General features: G+C 71.1%; 14 protein-coding genes and 1 tRNA gene. 12 read left to right on the top strand and 3 right to left on the bottom strand.

Features of this window, described 5'->3' with window-relative positions; genetic code table 11:
• The first annotated feature begins 68 nt into the window (after positions 1–68).
• Both E7Z53_RS07965 and E7Z53_RS20760 read left to right on the top strand, forming a co-directional pair.
• Positions 69–479 carry an ImmA/IrrE family metallo-endopeptidase gene (locus tag E7Z53_RS07965; protein WP_176337525.1) on the top strand — a complete coding sequence of 137 codons (411 nt, stop codon included), beginning with the start codon at positions 69–71 and terminating at the stop codon, positions 477–479.
• Positions 480–559: 80 nt separating this feature from the next.
• Positions 560–1,762: a tyrosine-type recombinase/integrase gene (locus tag E7Z53_RS20760; RefSeq protein WP_176337524.1), complete on the top strand. Its 1,203-nt coding sequence runs from the start codon at positions 560–562 to the stop codon at positions 1,760–1,762.
• Positions 1,763–1,778: 16 nt separating this feature from the next.
• On the opposite strand, the gene E7Z53_RS07955 is transcribed toward E7Z53_RS20760, so the two are convergent.
• From E7Z53_RS07955 to E7Z53_RS07945, 3 genes are all read right to left on the bottom strand, one after another.
• Positions 1,779–2,291 carry a type II toxin-antitoxin system VapC family toxin gene (locus E7Z53_RS07955; RefSeq protein WP_176337523.1) on the bottom strand — a complete coding sequence of 171 codons (513 nt, stop codon included), beginning with the start codon at positions 2,289–2,291 and terminating at the stop codon, positions 1,779–1,781.
• Positions 2,278–3,075 (bottom strand): hypothetical protein, encoded by a 798-nt coding sequence (locus E7Z53_RS07950; protein WP_176337522.1) that lies wholly within the window; start codon positions 3,073–3,075, stop codon positions 2,278–2,280. Before E7Z53_RS07950 ends, E7Z53_RS07955 begins: the two co-directional genes overlap by 14 nt.
• Positions 3,076–3,264: 189 nt before the next feature.
• Positions 3,265–3,340 (bottom strand) — tRNA-Lys (locus E7Z53_RS07945).
• 167 nt (positions 3,341–3,507) lie between these two features.
• Between E7Z53_RS07945 and E7Z53_RS07940 the strand changes: the two genes are divergently transcribed.
• The 10 genes from E7Z53_RS07940 (at position 3,508) to gltX (ending at position 15,775) form a co-directional block, all read left to right on the top strand.
• Positions 3,508–4,515 carry an NAD(P)-dependent oxidoreductase gene (locus E7Z53_RS07940; protein WP_369597965.1) on the top strand — a complete coding sequence of 336 codons (1,008 nt, stop codon included), beginning with the start codon at positions 3,508–3,510 and terminating at the stop codon, positions 4,513–4,515.
• A 287-nt stretch (positions 4,516–4,802) separates the two neighbouring features.
• Entirely contained in the window at positions 4,803–6,695 is a 1,893-nt protein-coding gene (locus tag E7Z53_RS07935) for an acetolactate synthase large subunit (RefSeq protein WP_035928889.1), read from the top strand.
• A gap of 3 nt (positions 6,696–6,698) precedes the next feature.
• Positions 6,699–7,208 carry an acetolactate synthase small subunit gene (gene ilvN / locus E7Z53_RS07930; RefSeq protein ID WP_017833218.1) on the top strand — a complete coding sequence of 170 codons (510 nt, stop codon included), beginning with the start codon at positions 6,699–6,701 and terminating at the stop codon, positions 7,206–7,208.
• Positions 7,209–7,311: 103 nt separating this feature from the next.
• A complete protein-coding gene (gene ilvC, locus E7Z53_RS07925; protein ID WP_017833217.1) occupies positions 7,312–8,337 on the top strand; it encodes a ketol-acid reductoisomerase in 1,026 nt (341 codons plus the stop codon).
• Positions 8,338–8,490: 153 nt separating this feature from the next.
• Entirely contained in the window at positions 8,491–9,306 is an 816-nt protein-coding gene (locus tag E7Z53_RS07920; protein WP_176337520.1) for a CPBP family intramembrane glutamic endopeptidase, read from the top strand.
• Between the two features lie 73 nt (positions 9,307–9,379).
• Positions 9,380–10,942: a methionine--tRNA ligase gene (gene metG / locus E7Z53_RS07915; protein WP_176337519.1), complete on the top strand. Its 1,563-nt coding sequence runs from the start codon at positions 9,380–9,382 to the stop codon at positions 10,940–10,942.
• A gap of 79 nt (positions 10,943–11,021) precedes the next feature.
• A complete protein-coding gene (locus tag E7Z53_RS07910) occupies positions 11,022–12,098 on the top strand; it encodes a 3-isopropylmalate dehydrogenase (RefSeq protein WP_176337518.1) in 1,077 nt (358 codons plus the stop codon).
• A gap of 98 nt (positions 12,099–12,196) precedes the next feature.
• On the top strand, positions 12,197–13,306 hold the full coding sequence (locus E7Z53_RS07905) for a branched-chain amino acid aminotransferase (RefSeq protein ID WP_035928893.1): 1,110 nt from the start codon (positions 12,197–12,199) through the stop codon (positions 13,304–13,306).
• A 70-nt stretch (positions 13,307–13,376) separates the two neighbouring features.
• Positions 13,377–14,150, top strand: a complete 774-nt coding sequence (locus E7Z53_RS07900) for a fumarylacetoacetate hydrolase family protein (protein ID WP_035928896.1) — start codon at positions 13,377–13,379, stop codon at positions 14,148–14,150.
• Between the two features lie 110 nt (positions 14,151–14,260).
• Entirely contained in the window at positions 14,261–15,775 is a 1,515-nt protein-coding gene (gltX, locus tag E7Z53_RS07895; protein WP_095651664.1) for a glutamate--tRNA ligase, read from the top strand.
• Positions 15,776–15,848: the final 73 nt, after the last annotated feature.

The raw sequence follows: 15,848 nt of genomic DNA, 5'->3' as shown, positions 1-15,848 counted from the left end.
CCCCACAAACACGCCGTCTTTGCTATCGACCCCTTAGCGTGTCCCCAGGTCCGCCTACATTCGGACGCATGGAAGATCCCTGGGTTGAGGTCTCCCGTCACCCCCACATCAGCGTGCACTTCGACCGCCTGGAGCGCGCGGCTGGAGTCACTGACGGGCACAGCAACATCTGGCTGGACGAGCGTCTGACCGAGGTCGAACGGCGGTGCGCCCTCATGCACGAGCTCGTGCACCTCGAGCACGGGCACATGGGCCACCAGTCGGAGACGGTGGAGCGCGCCGTCCGAGCGGAGGCTGCCCGGCTCCTCATCCCCAGCGACCGGCTCTGGGCGCACCGGCACTGGCACGACACCATGCACGCCCTGGCCGAGGAACTCGGCGTCACCGACGCCGTCCTGCGCGACCGTCTCGAGGCGGCAGGCCCCGAGGAAATCAAAGCTATCCAGCGGGCGCGCTGGGAACAGCACATCGACGGCTGACACGACGCCACCCACCCACGTCTGCACCACGAGCAGGAGCCCACTATGCGCACACCCACACCCAGAAGGGCAGGTGCCCTGTGAGCCCGCGGCCGCCGCTGCCGATCGGGCACCACGGCGTCATCTCTCTGGCGCAGTTGTCGACCGGGGTGTGGCGGGCACGCACCCGCTACCGCGACCCCGACGGCGTCACCCGCCTCGTCGAGGCCCGGGCTGCAACCAAGGGCAAAGCCCAGACCGCGCTGTACACGAAGCTCGATGACCGGCCCAAGGTCGCCGGCGCCGAGATCAAACCCGACACCGCCGTACGAGTGCTCGCCGAAGCCTGGTTCACCACGCTCGACGTCGCCGACGGATCGCGCGACACCTACCGCCAAGCCCTGGATCGGCACATCCTGCCGCGCGCCGGCAACTGGCGGATCCGTGAGGTCACCACCGCCCGCGTGGAAGGCCTCGTGCGCGACGTCGAGCAGAAGCGTGAGGTGCAAGAGGCCGGTCGGAAGCTGTCCGTCGGCGGGCCCACCGCCGCCCGCCGCGCACGGACGATCCTGTCCATGATGATGGACCTCGCCGCCCGCCACGACGCCGCCGTCGGCAACCCCGTCCGCTCCTCCCGAGCTCCAAAGATCAAACGCGCCCCGGTCACAGCACTGGCACCCGAGCACGTGCACGCACTGCGGGCCCACGTGCACTCCTGGGCCGCAGGAGAGCAGCGACACGGACCCAAACGCAACGCCGCGGTCCTCGACATGCTCGACGTCCTCATCGGCACCGGCCTACGCCCGGGAGAGCTTCTCGGCCTGCAGTGGACCGACGTGGATTTGAAGGCCGGGACTCTCGCCATCACCGGCACGGTGAAGCGCACCAAGGACGGCGGCCTCCACCGCCAGGAGCACCCGAAGTCAGAGACGTCCGGCCGCACCCTGGCGCTACCCCAGTTCGCCGTCGACGTCCTCCGCCGCCGGCGGGCCGATGCCGCGAGCGCGGGGACGGCCGGCACTGCGTTCGGTGGGCTCGTGTTCCCCTCGAGGATCGGTGGGCTGTGGGAGCCGTCCAACGCCGCGCGCACATGGCGGGCGGCCCGGGCGGGGGAGTGGGAGCACGTGGAGCTGCGCCACCTCCGGCGGGCCGTGGCCACGCTCGTCGAGCGCGAGCTCGGTATGGACCGAGCGGCCGCGCAGCTGGGCCACTCGTCTCCGGAGATCACCCGCCGGCACTACGTCGAACGCGCCGCCGGCGTCGACGTCGCCCACATCATCGAGCAGATGCGGGCAGCAGAGTAATCGAGCACGTCGTTCATTAGTCCGGGGGCAGCGTGAGGACCTGCTGAGTCATGCTGGTCTCGGGCCTCCGAACCGCGACGGGGTATCTTGTGTCGTCCAGGCTGAGCAATTTCTTGTCCCAAGTGACAAGGACATCAGCTGCGAGAAGGAGTGCAGTCGCCGCAATAAGTGCGTCGCCAGGTTGAAGCCTGTGATCGAGTGCGAGATCTCCGGCAACTTCGGCGGTACGCCAGTCGATCTCAACGGGCGTGAAAGTGGTGGCGTTGATGTAGTCCCGGATCTGGGCGCACTTCCGCTCCCGCTCTGCCGGGGTTGCCAGACCCCCGCCTAGGGCAGAGACACCGTGCAGCTCAGCCATGACCATCGCCGGGAGCACTAGGCGTGAACGCCCATCCTCGCCTCGTGCCAGCTCATCGACACTCGCCTCAAACTTCGGCTCGGGGTCGTTTTGAGACTCGCCCATCAAGGCCGACAGGATGACGCACGTGTCGACTACGACTGTTGGTGCTTTTCTACTACCCGATGTCACGATGTCTCCGTTGCCAAGTCACGGGGTTAATGCCGTCAGTCCAGTCCGTTCCCAGGGACCCCGCTATGTCCCTGATGGACACGCGTGATCTTGGCTCTACTTCCTCGATGCGCTTCGCTTCGATGCTCTCTTTGACACCCTCAAGGTTCCGATTGAGGATGCCCTGCACGCGCACTCGTTTGCGGAGGAGCAACCCGATGTCGGCTATTGAACTGTCCCGAATCACCACGTCGATGGCATTGCCCGTGGACTCGTCACGGACCTCGACATGATCGGTGTCGTTGGCCACATGCCAGCCGACCAGCTTGCCGGTGACTGCCCCGATTGAAGCGACCGATTGGTTCAGGATCGTCTGCACATTGCGAAGGACCGCCCGCTCTAGGGCCACCTTGCCGAGGGTCTCCGAGGAAATCTGAACGCCGCTGACGCCAGCGTGTTCCCCGAGGCGGCCGATCTTCTGCAGCTGTAGAAGCATCGAACGAGTCCACCCAATGGGCATCCTCGGTTCCGTATCCAGTACGCGGATGCCTGCGGTGACCGTTTCAATCACCTGCTCACCCGTCTCGGCAGTGGCCTCATCGGGTGCAATCCCGATGTCGATGGAGCCAGTCTTGAGATGCTCGATGACCCACCGGGGTTTCGGGCCTCGGTTGCCGGCGGCCCGGGACGCATCGGCGGCGTTTTCGAGCAGACGAACAAACGCCGCACTGCCATCTGTCAGGGCGCGGGCGTCGATGTTGTTCTCATGGCCTCCGATGTAGAGGTCAATGCTCTGCTGATCCATATGCGCTTCCCCTCTGGTATGCACAGAGTAGCGACTTGTCCACGGCTTCCCCGGAGAGTGGGGGCGCGTGTTGCCAGGAGGCACGGGCTAGTCGAATTGAAAGCGATGGGTTTTCGATGACCTGACCATCGAAGTCAGGGCATGAAGGAAGCCCCTCACCTGCGTTCCCGCTGGTGAGGGGCTTTTCCGTGGTGCGCCCCCTCGGACTCGAACCGAGAACCCATTGATTAAGAGTCAATTGCTCTGCCAATTGAGCTAGAGGCGCTGGTGGTGCGGCAAGAACACTAGCACGCTCCCGGCCCGGGGGCCGAATCGCGCCGGCCGGCTTCCGCCGGGTCCAGCCTCGCAACGAGAAAGTACTCTACCAGCTCGTCCCGCCTTGTCCATTCCGCCGCCGCCGTCCGGACGGCGGCGGCGTCTAGCATGGCCGTCATGCCCTCCGCACAGACCCCCGCGCCGTCCGCCCCGTCCGTCCCGGTCTCCGAGCTCCGCGTGGTCTCCCTCCCGGAGCAGGAGCTCGTGGACCACCTGAGCGCCCGCGTCCCGGGCTTCCGCTACGTCCTGTGGGACATGGCCGGGGACCCGGTCGGGGCCCGCGCCGACGAGATCGACGTGGCGGTGGCTCCGTACTTCACCGGCCGCTGGGTGGGGGCCCTGCCCGCCGCGACCCGCCTGCGGCTCGTGCAGCTGCAGAGCACCGGCTTCGACGGCGTGCCGGAGGCCATCGGGCCCGACCTCGCCCTCTCGACGGCGGGCTGGGTGCACGCCGCCGGGACCGCCGAGCTGGCCCTGGGGCTGATGATCGCCGCCCAGCGGGAGCTCGACCGCGCCGTCCTGCAGCAGCGCGACGGGATCTGGCGCCGCTTCGAGACCCGCACCCTGGCCGACAGCCGCGCCCTGGTGCTGGGCGTGGGCGAGATCGGCTCCGCCGTGGTCGACCGGCTGCTCCCCTTCGAGGTCGAGGTCACGAGGGTGGCCTCCCGGGCCCGCACCGACGAGCGCGGTCCCGTGCACGGCATCGACGAGCTGCCGGCCCTGCTGCCCGACGCCGACGTGCTCGTGGTGGCCCTGCCCGCGAGCCCGGCGACCGACGGCCTCGTCGACGCCCGCGTGCTGTCCCTGCTGCCCGACGACGCCCTGGTGGTCAACGTGGGCCGCGGCCGGGTGGTCGACACCCCCGCGCTGACCGCGGAGGTCGTCTCCGGGCGGCTCCGCTGCGCCCTCGACGTCGTCGAGCCCGAGCCCTTCCCCGGCGACCACCCGCTGTTCCGCGCCCCCGGGGCGATCCTCACCCCGCACACCGGCGGATCCTGCACGTCCTACAAGCCGCGCGTGCGGCGGCTGCTGCGGACCCAGCTCGAGCGCATCGCCGCGGGGGAGCGGCCCCTGTTCCTGCAGCAGGAGGGGCGGCTGGACGTCCCGGCGGACGCGGAGGGGTGATCCGGACGTGCCGTGTCTCACATCGTGGGACAAGGAGTCCGAAGATTGACACGCTCGGCCGGGCGGCAGAGCATGGGAGCATGCAACTCAGCCACGGTGTCGTCCAGCTCACGGTACGCGTCCTCGTCGGACGCGGGGCCTGAGCCGACGACCGGTCGAGCGCACGGGCCCTGTCGCACCTCCCGGTGCCGCGAGGGCCTTTTTTCTTGCCCGGCGCCCACGGCGGAGCGACAGCCGAGCCGGAACAGCAGCACCAGCCCAGAAGGCCAGACCAGAAGGACAGTGACATGAGCAAGGGACAGCCGATCAGCCCAGCGCTGATGGCCACCAAGCGCGCGGAGACCGCCGCTGACCACCGGCCCCCGGGGGCCCCGGAGAAGTCCGTCCCCGCCGTCCCGTCCGTCATGGGCCCGGGCAGCACGGTGGCCCCCACGGAGATGACCGGCTCCCAGGCCGTCATCCGGGCGCTGGAGGAGCTCGGCGTCACCGACGTCTTCGGCCTCCCCGGCGGCGCGATCCTGCCGACCTACGACCCGCTCCTGGACTCGGACCGGATCAACCACATCCTGGTCCGCCACGAGCAGGGCGCCGGCCACGCCGCCGAGGGCTACGCCCTCGCCTCGGGCCGCGTGGGCGTCTGCATCGCGACCTCCGGCCCCGGCGCCACGAACCTCGTCACCGCCCTCGCCGACGCGCACATGGACTCCATCCCCATGGTCGCGATCACCGGGCAGGTCTCGTCCAAGGTGATCGGCTCCGACGCCTTCCAGGAGGCGGACATCGTGGGGATGACGATGCCGGTCACCAAGCACTCCTACCTGGTGACGCACGCCGAGGACATCCCGCGGGTGCTCGCCGAGGCGTTCCACCTGGCCTCGACCGGGCGCCCGGGCCCGGTGCTCGTGGACATCGCCAAGGACGCCCAGCAGGACACCATGACGTTCTCCTGGCCGCCCCGGATGGACCTGCCCGGCTACCGGCCCGTGACGCGCGGGCACGCCAAGCAGATCCGGGAGGCCGCCAAGCTCATCGCGGCGGCCCAGCGGCCCGTGCTCTACGTGGGCGGCGGGACGGTGCGCGCCGACGCGGCCGCCGAGCTCATGGAGCTGGCCGAGCTGACCGGCGCCCCCGTGGTGACCACGCTGACCGCCCGGGGCGTGTTCCCGGACTCCCACGAGCAGAACCTGGGGATGCCAGGGATGCACGGCACCGTCCCGGCGGTGTACTCGATGCAGCAGGCCGACCTGCTGGTGACCCTCGGCGCGCGCTTCGACGACCGCGTCACGGGCCACCTGGAGACCTTCGCACCCACGGCCAAGATCATCCACGCGGACATCGACCCCGCCGAGATCTCCAAGAACCGCACCGCCGACGTCCCGATCGTCGGCGACGTCAGGGAGATCCTGCCGGACCTCGTGACCGCCGTGCGCCAGGAGTTCGAGCGCAGCGGCAGCCCCGACCTCTCCTCGTGGTGGACCGCGCTCAGCAGCCTGCAGGCCACCTACCCGCTGGGCTACCCCAAGCCGGCGGACGGACTGGGCTCGCCGCAGCACGTCATCGAGCGGATCTCCGCCCTGACCGGCCCGGAGGCCGTCTACGTCTCCGGCGTGGGCCAGCACCAGATGTGGAGCTCCCACTTCGTCCAGTACGAGCGGCCCCGGCAGTGGCTGAACTCGGCCGGACTGGGGACCATGGGCTTCGCCGTGCCCGCCGCGATGGGCGCCAAGGTCTCCCAGCCCGACCGCGTGGTCTGGGCGATCGACGGCGACGGCTGCTTCCAGATGACCAACCAGGAGCTCGCCACCTGCACGATCAACAAGATCCCGATCAAGGTGGCGGTGATCAACAACTCCTCGCTGGGCATGGTGCGCCAGTGGCAGACCCTGTTCTACGACGGCCGGTACTCCAACACCGACCTGAACACGGGCCACGACAGCATCATGGTGCCGGACTTCGTCAAGCTCGCCGACGCCTACGGGTGCGCCGCCCTGCGCTGCACCCGGGACGAGGACGTGGACGACGTCATCCGGCAGGCCCTCGAGATCAACGACCGCCCCGTGGTGATCGACTTCGTGGTCTCCGCCGACGCGATGGTGTGGCCGATGGTGCCCACCGGCGTGTCCAACGACCAGATCCAGATCGCCCGCAACATGACCCCCGACTGGGACGAGGAGGACTGACCCATGAGCCGACACACCCTCTCCGTGCTGGTCGAGGACAAGCCGGGCGTGCTGACCCGGGTGGCCGGACTGTTCGCGCGCCGCGCCTTCAACATCGACTCGCTCGCCGTGGGACCCACGGAGCTCGACGGCGTCTCCCGCATCACCGTGGTGGTGGACGCCGAGGGCGAGCTGCTCGAACAGGTCACCAAGCAGCTGAACAAGCTCATCAACGTGATCAAGATCGTCGAGCTCACCCCCGACTCGTCGGTGCAGCGGGACCACATCATGGTCAAGGTCCGCGCCGACGCCGCGACGCGTCTGCAGGTCACCCAAGCCGCGGACCTGTTCCGGGCCACCGTTGTCGACGTCTCCACCGAGTCGCTCGTCATCGAGGCCACCGGCGCCCCGGAGAAGCTCCGGGCGCTGCTGGACATCCTGGAGCCCTTCGGCGTCCGGGAGATCGTTCGGGCCGGTACGCTGGCCCTCGGACGTGGTCCCAAGTCGATGAGCGACCGCGCCCTGCGCCACTGACGCCCCCGGGCGGCGGTGGACGCGGGCGCCGGCCCACAGACACCCCAACCACCTCGCGGCGGTGCCCCCGCCGCGCCCACCCATGCTTCAAGGAGACAATCCCATGGCAGAGATCTTCTACGACGACGACGCCGACCTCTCGATCATCCAGGACCGCTCCGTGGCCGTCATCGGCTACGGCTCGCAGGGCCACGCCCACGCGCTGAACCTGCGCGACTCCGGCGTGGACGTGCGCATCGGCCTCGCCGAGGGCTCGCGCTCCCGGGCCAAGGCCGAGGCCGAGGGCCTGCGGGTGCTCACCGTCGCGGACGCCGTCAAGGAAGCCGACGTCATCATGATCCTGACGCCGGACCAGGTCCAGCGCCACGTCTACGCCGAGTCGATCGCCCCGAACCTGGAGCAGGGCGACGCCATCTTCTTCGCCCACGGGTTCAACATCCGCTACGGCTACATCGAGGCCCCCGCGGGCGTCGACGTCGTCATGGTCGCCCCGAAGGGCCCGGGCCACACCGTGCGCCGCGAGTTCGAGGCCGGCCGCGCCGTGCCCGCCCTCGTGGCCGTGGAGAAGGACGCCTCCGGCAAGGCCCTCGAGCTGGGCCTGTCCTACGCCAAGGGCATCGGCGGCACCCGCGCGGGCGTCATCAAGACCACCTTCACCGAGGAGACCGAGTCCGACCTCTTCGGCGAGCAGGCGGTCCTGTGCGGCGGCATGTCCCACCTGGTCCAGTACGGCTTCGAGACCCTGACCGAGGCCGGCTACCAGCCGGAGATCGCCTACTTCGAGGTCCTGCACGAGCTCAAGCTCATCGTGGACCTCATGGTCGAGGGCGGCATCGCCAAGCAGCGCTGGTCCATCTCGGACACCGCCGAGTACGGCGACTACGTCTCCGGCCCCCGGGTGATCAGCCCCACGGTCAAGGAGAACATGAAGGCCGTGCTGGCCGACATCCAGGACGGCACCTTCGCCAAGCGCTTCATCGAGGACCAGGACAACGGGGGCGCCGAGTTCAAGAAGCTGCGCGAGAAGGAGGAGTCCCACCCGATCGAGGTCACCGGCCGGGAGCTGCGCAAGCTCTTCGCGTGGACCTCGCCGGACGCCGACTACGTCGAGGGCACCGCGGCCCGCTGATCCGCACCCGCCCCACCGCCGCGACCGGCGCGGGGGCACCGGCCGAGGGGTCGCGTCCGCACGTCATGCGCCGAGCATTCCGTGCGGACGCGGCCCCTCGCCGCGTCCGGCGTCCTACCCTGGGGGCGGAGCCGGTCGCCGCGATCCCGGGGGGTGGTCCGCACGGCGGACATCGGAGCACGGGCACAGCAGCCCGGGCCGGGCCTGCGGGGGCGGGTCGCCCGGCACCAGCTGCCGGCCTTCTTCGTCCTGACGTACGCGTGGTCCTGGACGTGCTGGGCGCCCCTGCTGCTCGGGGCGGGCGGCACGCCGCTGCTCCTGCTCGGCGGCCTCGGCCCGTTCGTGGCGGCGTGGGCCGTCACGTGGCTGTCGGGGGAGCCGGTGCGGGACTGGGCCCGGGCGATCGTGCGGTGGCGGGTCCCGGCCCGCTGGTGGGCCTGGGCGCTGGGGCTGCCCGCGCTGCTGTACGCCGTCGTCAACGCCCTGCTCGCGGCGCTGGGCCGGGAGGTCGACTGGTCCCTGGCCCTCGAGCGGGCCCCCGCCTACCTGGCGACCTTCGTCTTCGTGGCGGTGCTCGGGGGCGGCCTGGAGGAACCCGGCTGGCGCGGCTTCGCGCTGCCCCGGCTGCAGGAGCGGCTGGGCCCGCTCCGGGCGACCGCGCTGCTCGGTCTGCTGTGGGGGGTGTGGCACGTCCCGCTCTACGGGCCGCTGGGCTTCGCGGTGCCGTTCGTCCTCGCGTTCCTCTACACGCCGCTGTACAACCGCACGGGCAGCGTGCTGCTGTGCGTGCTGCTGCACGCGAGCTTCACGCCGGCCCAGGACCACCTCGTCCTGCTGGCCGCGGAGCCGGTGCACACCGGGCTGCTGGACACCGTGGACCTCGTCCTGTTCGGCACCTACGCCGGGGCCGCGCTGCTCGTCGTGGCCCTCACCCGCGGGCGGCTGGGCGCGGGGCGCCCCCGGCGGTGAGCCGACCCGGCCGGGCCCCGAGCGCCGGCCGCCCCGGGCGCGCACGGCCCCCGCGGTCGGTAGAGTGGAGGCCGTGACTTCCTCCCACCGCACCCCGTACTACATCACCACGGCCATCGCGTACCCCAACGGCACCCCGCACATCGGGCACGCCTACGAGGTCATCGCGACCGACGTCATGGCCCGGTTCAAGCGGCTGGACGGCTACGACGTCCGCTTCCTGACCGGCACCGACGAGCACGGCCAGAAGATGCAGCAGACCGCGGAGAAGGAGGGCCTCACGGCCCGGGAGCTCGCGGACCGCAACTCGGCGCGCTTCCGCGAGATGGACGACGCCCTGAACATCTCCTACGACCGCTTCATCCGCACCACGGACGCCGACCACTACGCGGCGTCGGCGGCCCTCTGGCGCCGGATGGAGGAGGCCGGGGACATCTACCTCGGCAAGTACGCCGGCTGGTACTCCGTGCGCGACGAGGCGTTCTACGGCGAGGACGAGACCGAGCTCCGCGCGGACGGCGTGCGCTGCTCGACGGGCACCGGCACGGAGGTCACCTGGACCGAGGAGGAGTCCTACTTCTTCCGCCTCTCCGCCTACCAGGACCGGCTGCTGGAGCTCTACGAGCGGGAGGGCTTCGTCCACCCCGAGACCCGGCGCAACGAGATCGCGTCCTTCGTGCGCTCGGGCCTGGAGGACCTCTCCATCTCCCGCACCACCTTCGACTGGGGCGTGCCCGTGCCCGGCAACCCGGACCACGTGATGTACGTGTGGGTGGACGCCCTCACCAACTACCTCACCGGCGTGGGCTTCCCGGACACCGCATCCGAGACGTTCCAGCGGTACTGGCCCGCCGACGCCCACGTGATCGGCAAGGACATCGCCCGCTTCCACGCCGTGTACTGGCCGGCGTTCCTGATGTCCGCCGGCCTGCCCCTGCCCCGGCGCGTCTTCGCCCACGGCTTCCTGTTCAACCAGGGCGAGAAGATGTCCAAGTCCGTGGGCAACGTCATCGACCCGCACGCCCTCGTGGCCGAGTACGGCCTCGACCCGCTGCGCTTCTTCCTGCTGCGCGAGGTGCCGTTCGGGCAGGACGGCAGCTACTCGCACGACGGGATCAAGAACCGCATCAACTCCGACCTCGCCAACGACCTCGGCAACCTCGCCCAGCGCTCGCTGTCGATGGTCGCCAAGAACTGCGAGGGCCGGGTCCCCGGGCCGGGGGAGCTCACCCCCGAGGACCGGGCCATGCTCGCCGCGGCCGCCGGGCTCTGCGCGCCGGTGCGCGCCGAGTTCGACGAGCAGCAGTTCCACCGGGCGCTCGAGCGGATCTGGCGGGTGGTCGCCGAGGCCAACCGGTACTTCACCGCCATGGAGCCTTGGAAGCTGCGCAAGACCGACGCCGGGCGCATGGCCACCGTGCTCTGGGTGACGCTCGAGGTGGTGCGCACGGTCGGCATCCTGGTCCAGCCGGTGGTGCCGGACGCCGCCGCCCGGCTGCTCGACGTGCTCGGCCAGGCCGAGGGCGACGCCCGCCTGTTCACCGCCCTGGACACGCCCCTCGTGGCGGGCACGGAGCTGCCCCCGCCCGCGCCGGTGTTCCCGCGCTACGAGGAGCCCGCCGCACTCCAGTCCTGACCGGCGATCGGTCGTCCATCATGTGAGACGTCCGTCCACACCGTGGTCGGACGGGTCGGTCGGCTCCTATCCTGGGGCCATGAGCCAGCCGACGCCCGCAGCCGCCCCCGCCCACCTGAAGATCGCCCTCGTCCCCGGTGACGGCATCGGCCCCGAGGTCGTAACCGAGGCGGTGAAGGTCCTCGACGCGGTGACCGCCGCGGACGGCGTCACGGTGGAGAGGACGGAGTTCGGCCTCGGCGCGCAGCACTGGCTGGACACGGGGGAGACCCTCACGGACCGGACGCTGGACGAGCTGCGGACCCACGACGCCATCCTGTTCGGCGCGGTCGGCGCCGCCCCCGGGGACCGGCGGGTCCCGTCCGGGATCATCGAGCGCGACGTGCTGCTGAAGATGCGCTTCAGCCTCGACCACTTCGTCAACCTCCGCCCGTCCAAGCTCTTCCCGGGCACCACCAGCCCGCTCTCCCACCCCGGGGACATCGACTTCGTGGTGGTGCGCGAGGGCACCGAGGGCCCGTACGCCGGCAACGGCGGGGTGCTGCGCGGTGGCACCGACGCCGAGATCGCCACCGAGGTCTCGCTCAACACCGCCTACGGCGTGCGGCGCCTCGTGCGCTACGCCTTCGAGCTCGCCGCCGGGCGGGAGCGCAGGCGGCTGACCCTCGTCCACAAGCACAACGTGCTCGTCAACGCGGGCCGCCTCTACGCGCGCCTCGTGGAGGAGGTCGGCGCCGAGTTCCCCGACGTCGCCGTCGACTACCTGCACGTGGACGCGGCCACGATCTTCCTCACGACCGACCCGGCGCGCTTCGACGTCATCGTCACCGACAACCTCTTCGGGGACATCCTCACCGACCTCGCCGGCGCGGTGACGGGCGGCATCGGACTGGCCCCGGCCGGCAACATCAACGCGGACCGCACGGCGCCCTCGATGTTCGAGCCCGTGCACGGCTCCGCACCGGACATCGCGGGGCAGCAGAAGGCGAACCCCGTGGCGGCGATCCTCGCCACCGCCATGATGCTGGAGCACCTCGGCCACTCCGGGCCGGCGGCCCGGATCGAGGCCGCCGTGCAGCAGGACCTCGCGGCCCACGGCAACGAGTCCCGCACCACCGCCCAGGTGGGCGACGGCGTGCTCGCCGCTCTCGCCTGAGCCGATCCGGCCGTGCTCCGGGGATAGGCTGGGGCACGGAACCAACAGCTGAGCCCCGCGTGCCGGTCGCCACGGGGTCGACCTCGCAGGGAGACGCAGTGACCACACAGCCCACCACCTTCGCCCACCACCTCAGCCAGGACCCGGTCCCGGAGGAGGTCCGGGCGGCCATCCTCGCCGAGCCGGGCTTCGGCACGAACTTCACGGACCACATGGTGAAGATCGACTGGTTCGGGGACGTCGAGAAGGGCACGGGGCGCTGGAGCGACCCGCGGGTCGAGCCGTACGGTCCGCTGGTGCTGGACCCCGCCGCGGCCGTGCTGCACTACGGCCAGGAGATCTTCGAGGGGCTCAAGGCCTACCGGCACGCGGACGGCTCCGTGTGGACGTTCCGGGCCGAGGCCAACGCCGCCCGGCTCAACCTGTCGGCCCGCCGGCTGGCGCTGCCGGAGCTGCCCGAGCAGCTGTTCCTGGACTCGCTGCGCGAGCTCGTGTCGGTGGACGAGCAGTGGGTGCCCGACGGGGACGGGGAGTCCCTGTACCTGCGCCCGTTCATGATCGCCACGGAGGCGTTCCTGGGCGTGCGCCCGTCCCGCCAGGTGCTGTACTCCGTGATCGCCTCCCCGGCCGGCAACTACTTCGGCGGCCCGGTGAAGCCCGTGGACATCTGGCTCTCCCGCGACTGGGCCCGCGCCGGCCGCGGCGGCACGGGAGCGGCCAAGTGCGGCGGCAACTACGCCGCCTCCCTGATCGCCCAGATGGAGGGCGACGCCCACGGGTGCCAGCAGGTGATGTTCCTGGACCGCGACCGCGGCGACGCCGTCGAGGAGCTGGGCGGCATGAACGTGTTCTTCGTCTACGACGACGGCCGCCTGGTGACCCCCGAGCTCACCGGCACGATCCTCGAGGGCGTCACCCGCCGCTCGATCATCCAGCTCGCGAAGGACCGCGGGATGACCGTCGAGGAGCGCCGCTTCACCCTCGACGAGTGGCGCGAGGGCTGGCAGGCCGGGACCATCACCGAGGCGTTCGCGTGCGGGACCGCCGCCGTCATCACCCCCATCGGCCGGCTCGTCTCCACCGAGGAGACCATCGGCGACGAGGGCGCCCGGCCCGGCGAGGTCACCATGGACATCCGCCGGCAGCTCCTGGAGATCCAGACGGGCCGCGCGGAGGACCCGCACGGCTGGCTCACCCGCCTGGTCTGAGCCCCGCGCGGCCCCGGTGGCGCCACCGGGGCCGCGCGGCCGCCCGCGGACCGTGGGATAGCCTGGTCCCATGCGAATTGCCAGGTTCACGGTCGACAGCGAGATCCACTTCGGCGCGGTGCAGGGCGCCGCCGGCGAGGAGACGGTCACCGTCCTCGCGGGCGACCCCTTCTACACCGGGATCAACCCCACCCAGCAGCGCCACGACATCGCCGACGTCCGCCTCCTCGCCCCCGTGATCCCGCGCTCCAAGATCGTGTGCGTCGGCCGCAACTACGCCGACCACGCCGCGGAGCTGGGCAACGAGCTGCCCACCTCGCCGATGCTGTTCTTCAAGCCCAACACGTCCGTCGCCGGCCCCGGCGACCCCGTGACCCTGCCCGCATGGACCGAGCAGGTCTCCTACGAGGCCGAGCTCGCCGTCGTCATCGGGCGGATGTGCAAGGACGTCCCCGTGGAGCGCGTGCCCGAGGTGGTCTTCGGCTACACCGCCGCCAACGACCTCACCGGCCGCGACGTGCAGAAGACCGACGGGCAGTGGGCGCGCGCCAAGGGCTTCGACGGGGCCTGCCCGCTCGGGCCCTGGATCGAGACGGACCTCGACACCTCCGCCCTCGCCGTGCGCAGCCGCGTCAACGGCGAGACCAAGCAGGACGGCAACACCCGGGACATGGTCTTCGACGTCCCGTTCCTCGTCTCCTACGTCTCCCAGGCGTTCACGCTCCTGCCCGGCGACGTCATCCTCACGGGCACGCCCGCCGGCGTCGGCATCGTCGACGAGGGCGACCGGATCGAGGTGGAGGTCGAGGGCATCGGCGTCCTGCCGACCGTCCTGCGCCGCTGACCCGCACCGCCGGCCGGCGCCGGTCCGCACCGCCGACCCGTGCGGGGCACCGCGGCGCCCCGCACCACCGCACGACCCCGCCCAGACCCCGACCGATCCACGAAAGAGCCATGACCGACACGCCCGCCACCCCGGCCACCGCCTCGACCACCTCCTCGCCCGTGCGCGTGCGCTTCTGCCCGTCCCCGACGGGCACCCCGCACGTGGGGCTGATCCGCACCGCGCTGTTCAACTGGGCCCACGCCCGCCACACCGGCGGCACCATGGTCTTCCGCGTCGAGGACACCGACACCCTGCGCGACTCGGAGGAGAGCTACCAGCAGCTGCTCGAGGCGCTCGCGTGGTTGGGGATCGACTGGGACGAGGGCGTCGAGACCGGCGGTCCGCACGCCCCGTACCGGCAGTCGCAGCGCCTGGACGTCTACCGCGACGTGGCCGCCCGGCTCCGGGAGCACGGGGCGGTCTACGAGGCGTACTCCACCCCGGAGGAGGTCGAGGCCCGGCACCGGGCGGCCGGCCGCGACCCCAAGCTCGGCTACGACAACTTCGACCGCGACCTCACCGAGGAGCAGATCGCGGCGTACCGGGCGGAGGGCCGGGAGCCCGTGCTGCGGCTGCGGATGCCGGACGAGGACATCGTGGTCCACGACATGATCCGCGGCGAGATCGTCTTCCGGGCCGGCTCCATCCCGGACTACGTGGTGGTGCGCGCCAACGGCCAGCCGCTGTACACGCTGACCAACCCCGTGGACGACGCCCTCATGGAGATCACCCACGTGCTGCGCGGCGAGGACCTGCTCTCCTCGACACCGCGCCAGATCGCGCTGTTCCGCGTCCTGGTCGAGATCGGCTTCGCGAAGTACGTGCCCGAGTACGGCCACCTGCCCTACGTCATGGGCGAGGGCAACAAGAAGCTGTCCAAGCGCGACCCCGAGTCCAGCCTCTTCCACCTCAGGGACAGCGGCTTCGTCCCCGAGGGCCTGCTCAACTACCTGGCCCTGCTGGGCTGGTCCCTGTCCGCGGACGAGGACGTCTTCACCGTGGAGCAGCTCGTGGAGCACTTCGACGTCCACGACGTCCTGGCGAACCCCGCGCGCTTCGACCTCAAGAAGGCCACCGCGATCAACGGCACCCACGTCCGCAGGCTCGCCCCCGAGGACTTCCGCGACCGGCTCGTCCCCTACCTGCAGGCCGGCGGCGTGCTGGGGGACACCCTGGACGAGCGCCAGCGGGACATCCTCGACCGGGCCGCCCCGCTGGTCCAGGAGCGGATGAACCTGCTCGGCGAGGCCCCCGAGCTGCTGTCCTTCCTCTTCGCCGCCGACGACGAGATCGAGGTCGCCGACGACGCCCGCAAGCAGCTCAAGGACTCCGCCGGGGACGTCCTGCGGGCCGCGCTCGCCGCCCTCGAGCCGCTCGAGGACTGGAGCGCCGCCGCCCTCGAGACCGCGCTCCGCGAGGCCATCGTGGACGGGCTGGGCATCAAGCCGCGACTGGCCTTCGGCCCCGTCCGCACCGCCGTCTCGGGCCGGCGGATCTCGCCGCCCCTTTTCGAGTCCCTCGAGATCCTCGGCAAGGACTCCTCCCTGACCCGCCTGCGCGCCCTCGCCGCCCAGCTCGGCTGAGCGCCCTCCCCGCCGACGACGACGGTCCGGCCCGCCCTCCGCGGAAGGCGGGCCGGACCGTCGGCGGGGACGT

This window comes from Kocuria salina (genome assembly GCF_013368965.1).
Classification (GTDB): Bacteria; Actinomycetota; Actinomycetes; order Actinomycetales; family Micrococcaceae; genus Kocuria; species Kocuria rosea.
This window is presented reverse-complemented; position numbering and strand designations above follow the sequence as displayed.

Excerpts from the sequence above, each read along its gene's own strand:
- E7Z53_RS07940 (WP_369597965.1), top strand. The coding sequence starts at position 3,508 with ATGCCCTCCGCACAGACCCCCGCGCCGTCCGCCCCGTCCGTCCCGGTC.
- ilvN (WP_017833218.1), top strand. The coding sequence starts at position 6,699 with ATGAGCCGACACACCCTCTCCGTGCTGGTCGAGGACAAGCCGGGCGTG.
- E7Z53_RS07910 (WP_176337518.1), top strand. The coding sequence starts at position 11,022 with ATGAGCCAGCCGACGCCCGCAGCCGCCCCCGCCCACCTGAAGATCGCC.
- E7Z53_RS07965 (WP_176337525.1), top strand. The coding sequence starts at position 69 with ATGGAAGATCCCTGGGTTGAGGTCTCCCGTCACCCCCACATCAGCGTG.
- E7Z53_RS07950 (WP_176337522.1), bottom strand. The coding sequence starts at position 3,075 with ATGGATCAGCAGAGCATTGACCTCTACATCGGAGGCCATGAGAACAAC.
- gltX (WP_095651664.1), top strand. The coding sequence starts at position 14,261 with ATGACCGACACGCCCGCCACCCCGGCCACCGCCTCGACCACCTCCTCG.
- E7Z53_RS07935 (WP_035928889.1), top strand. The coding sequence starts at position 4,803 with ATGAGCAAGGGACAGCCGATCAGCCCAGCGCTGATGGCCACCAAGCGC.
- E7Z53_RS07900 (WP_035928896.1), top strand. The coding sequence starts at position 13,377 with ATGCGAATTGCCAGGTTCACGGTCGACAGCGAGATCCACTTCGGCGCG.
- ilvC (WP_017833217.1), top strand. The coding sequence starts at position 7,312 with ATGGCAGAGATCTTCTACGACGACGACGCCGACCTCTCGATCATCCAG.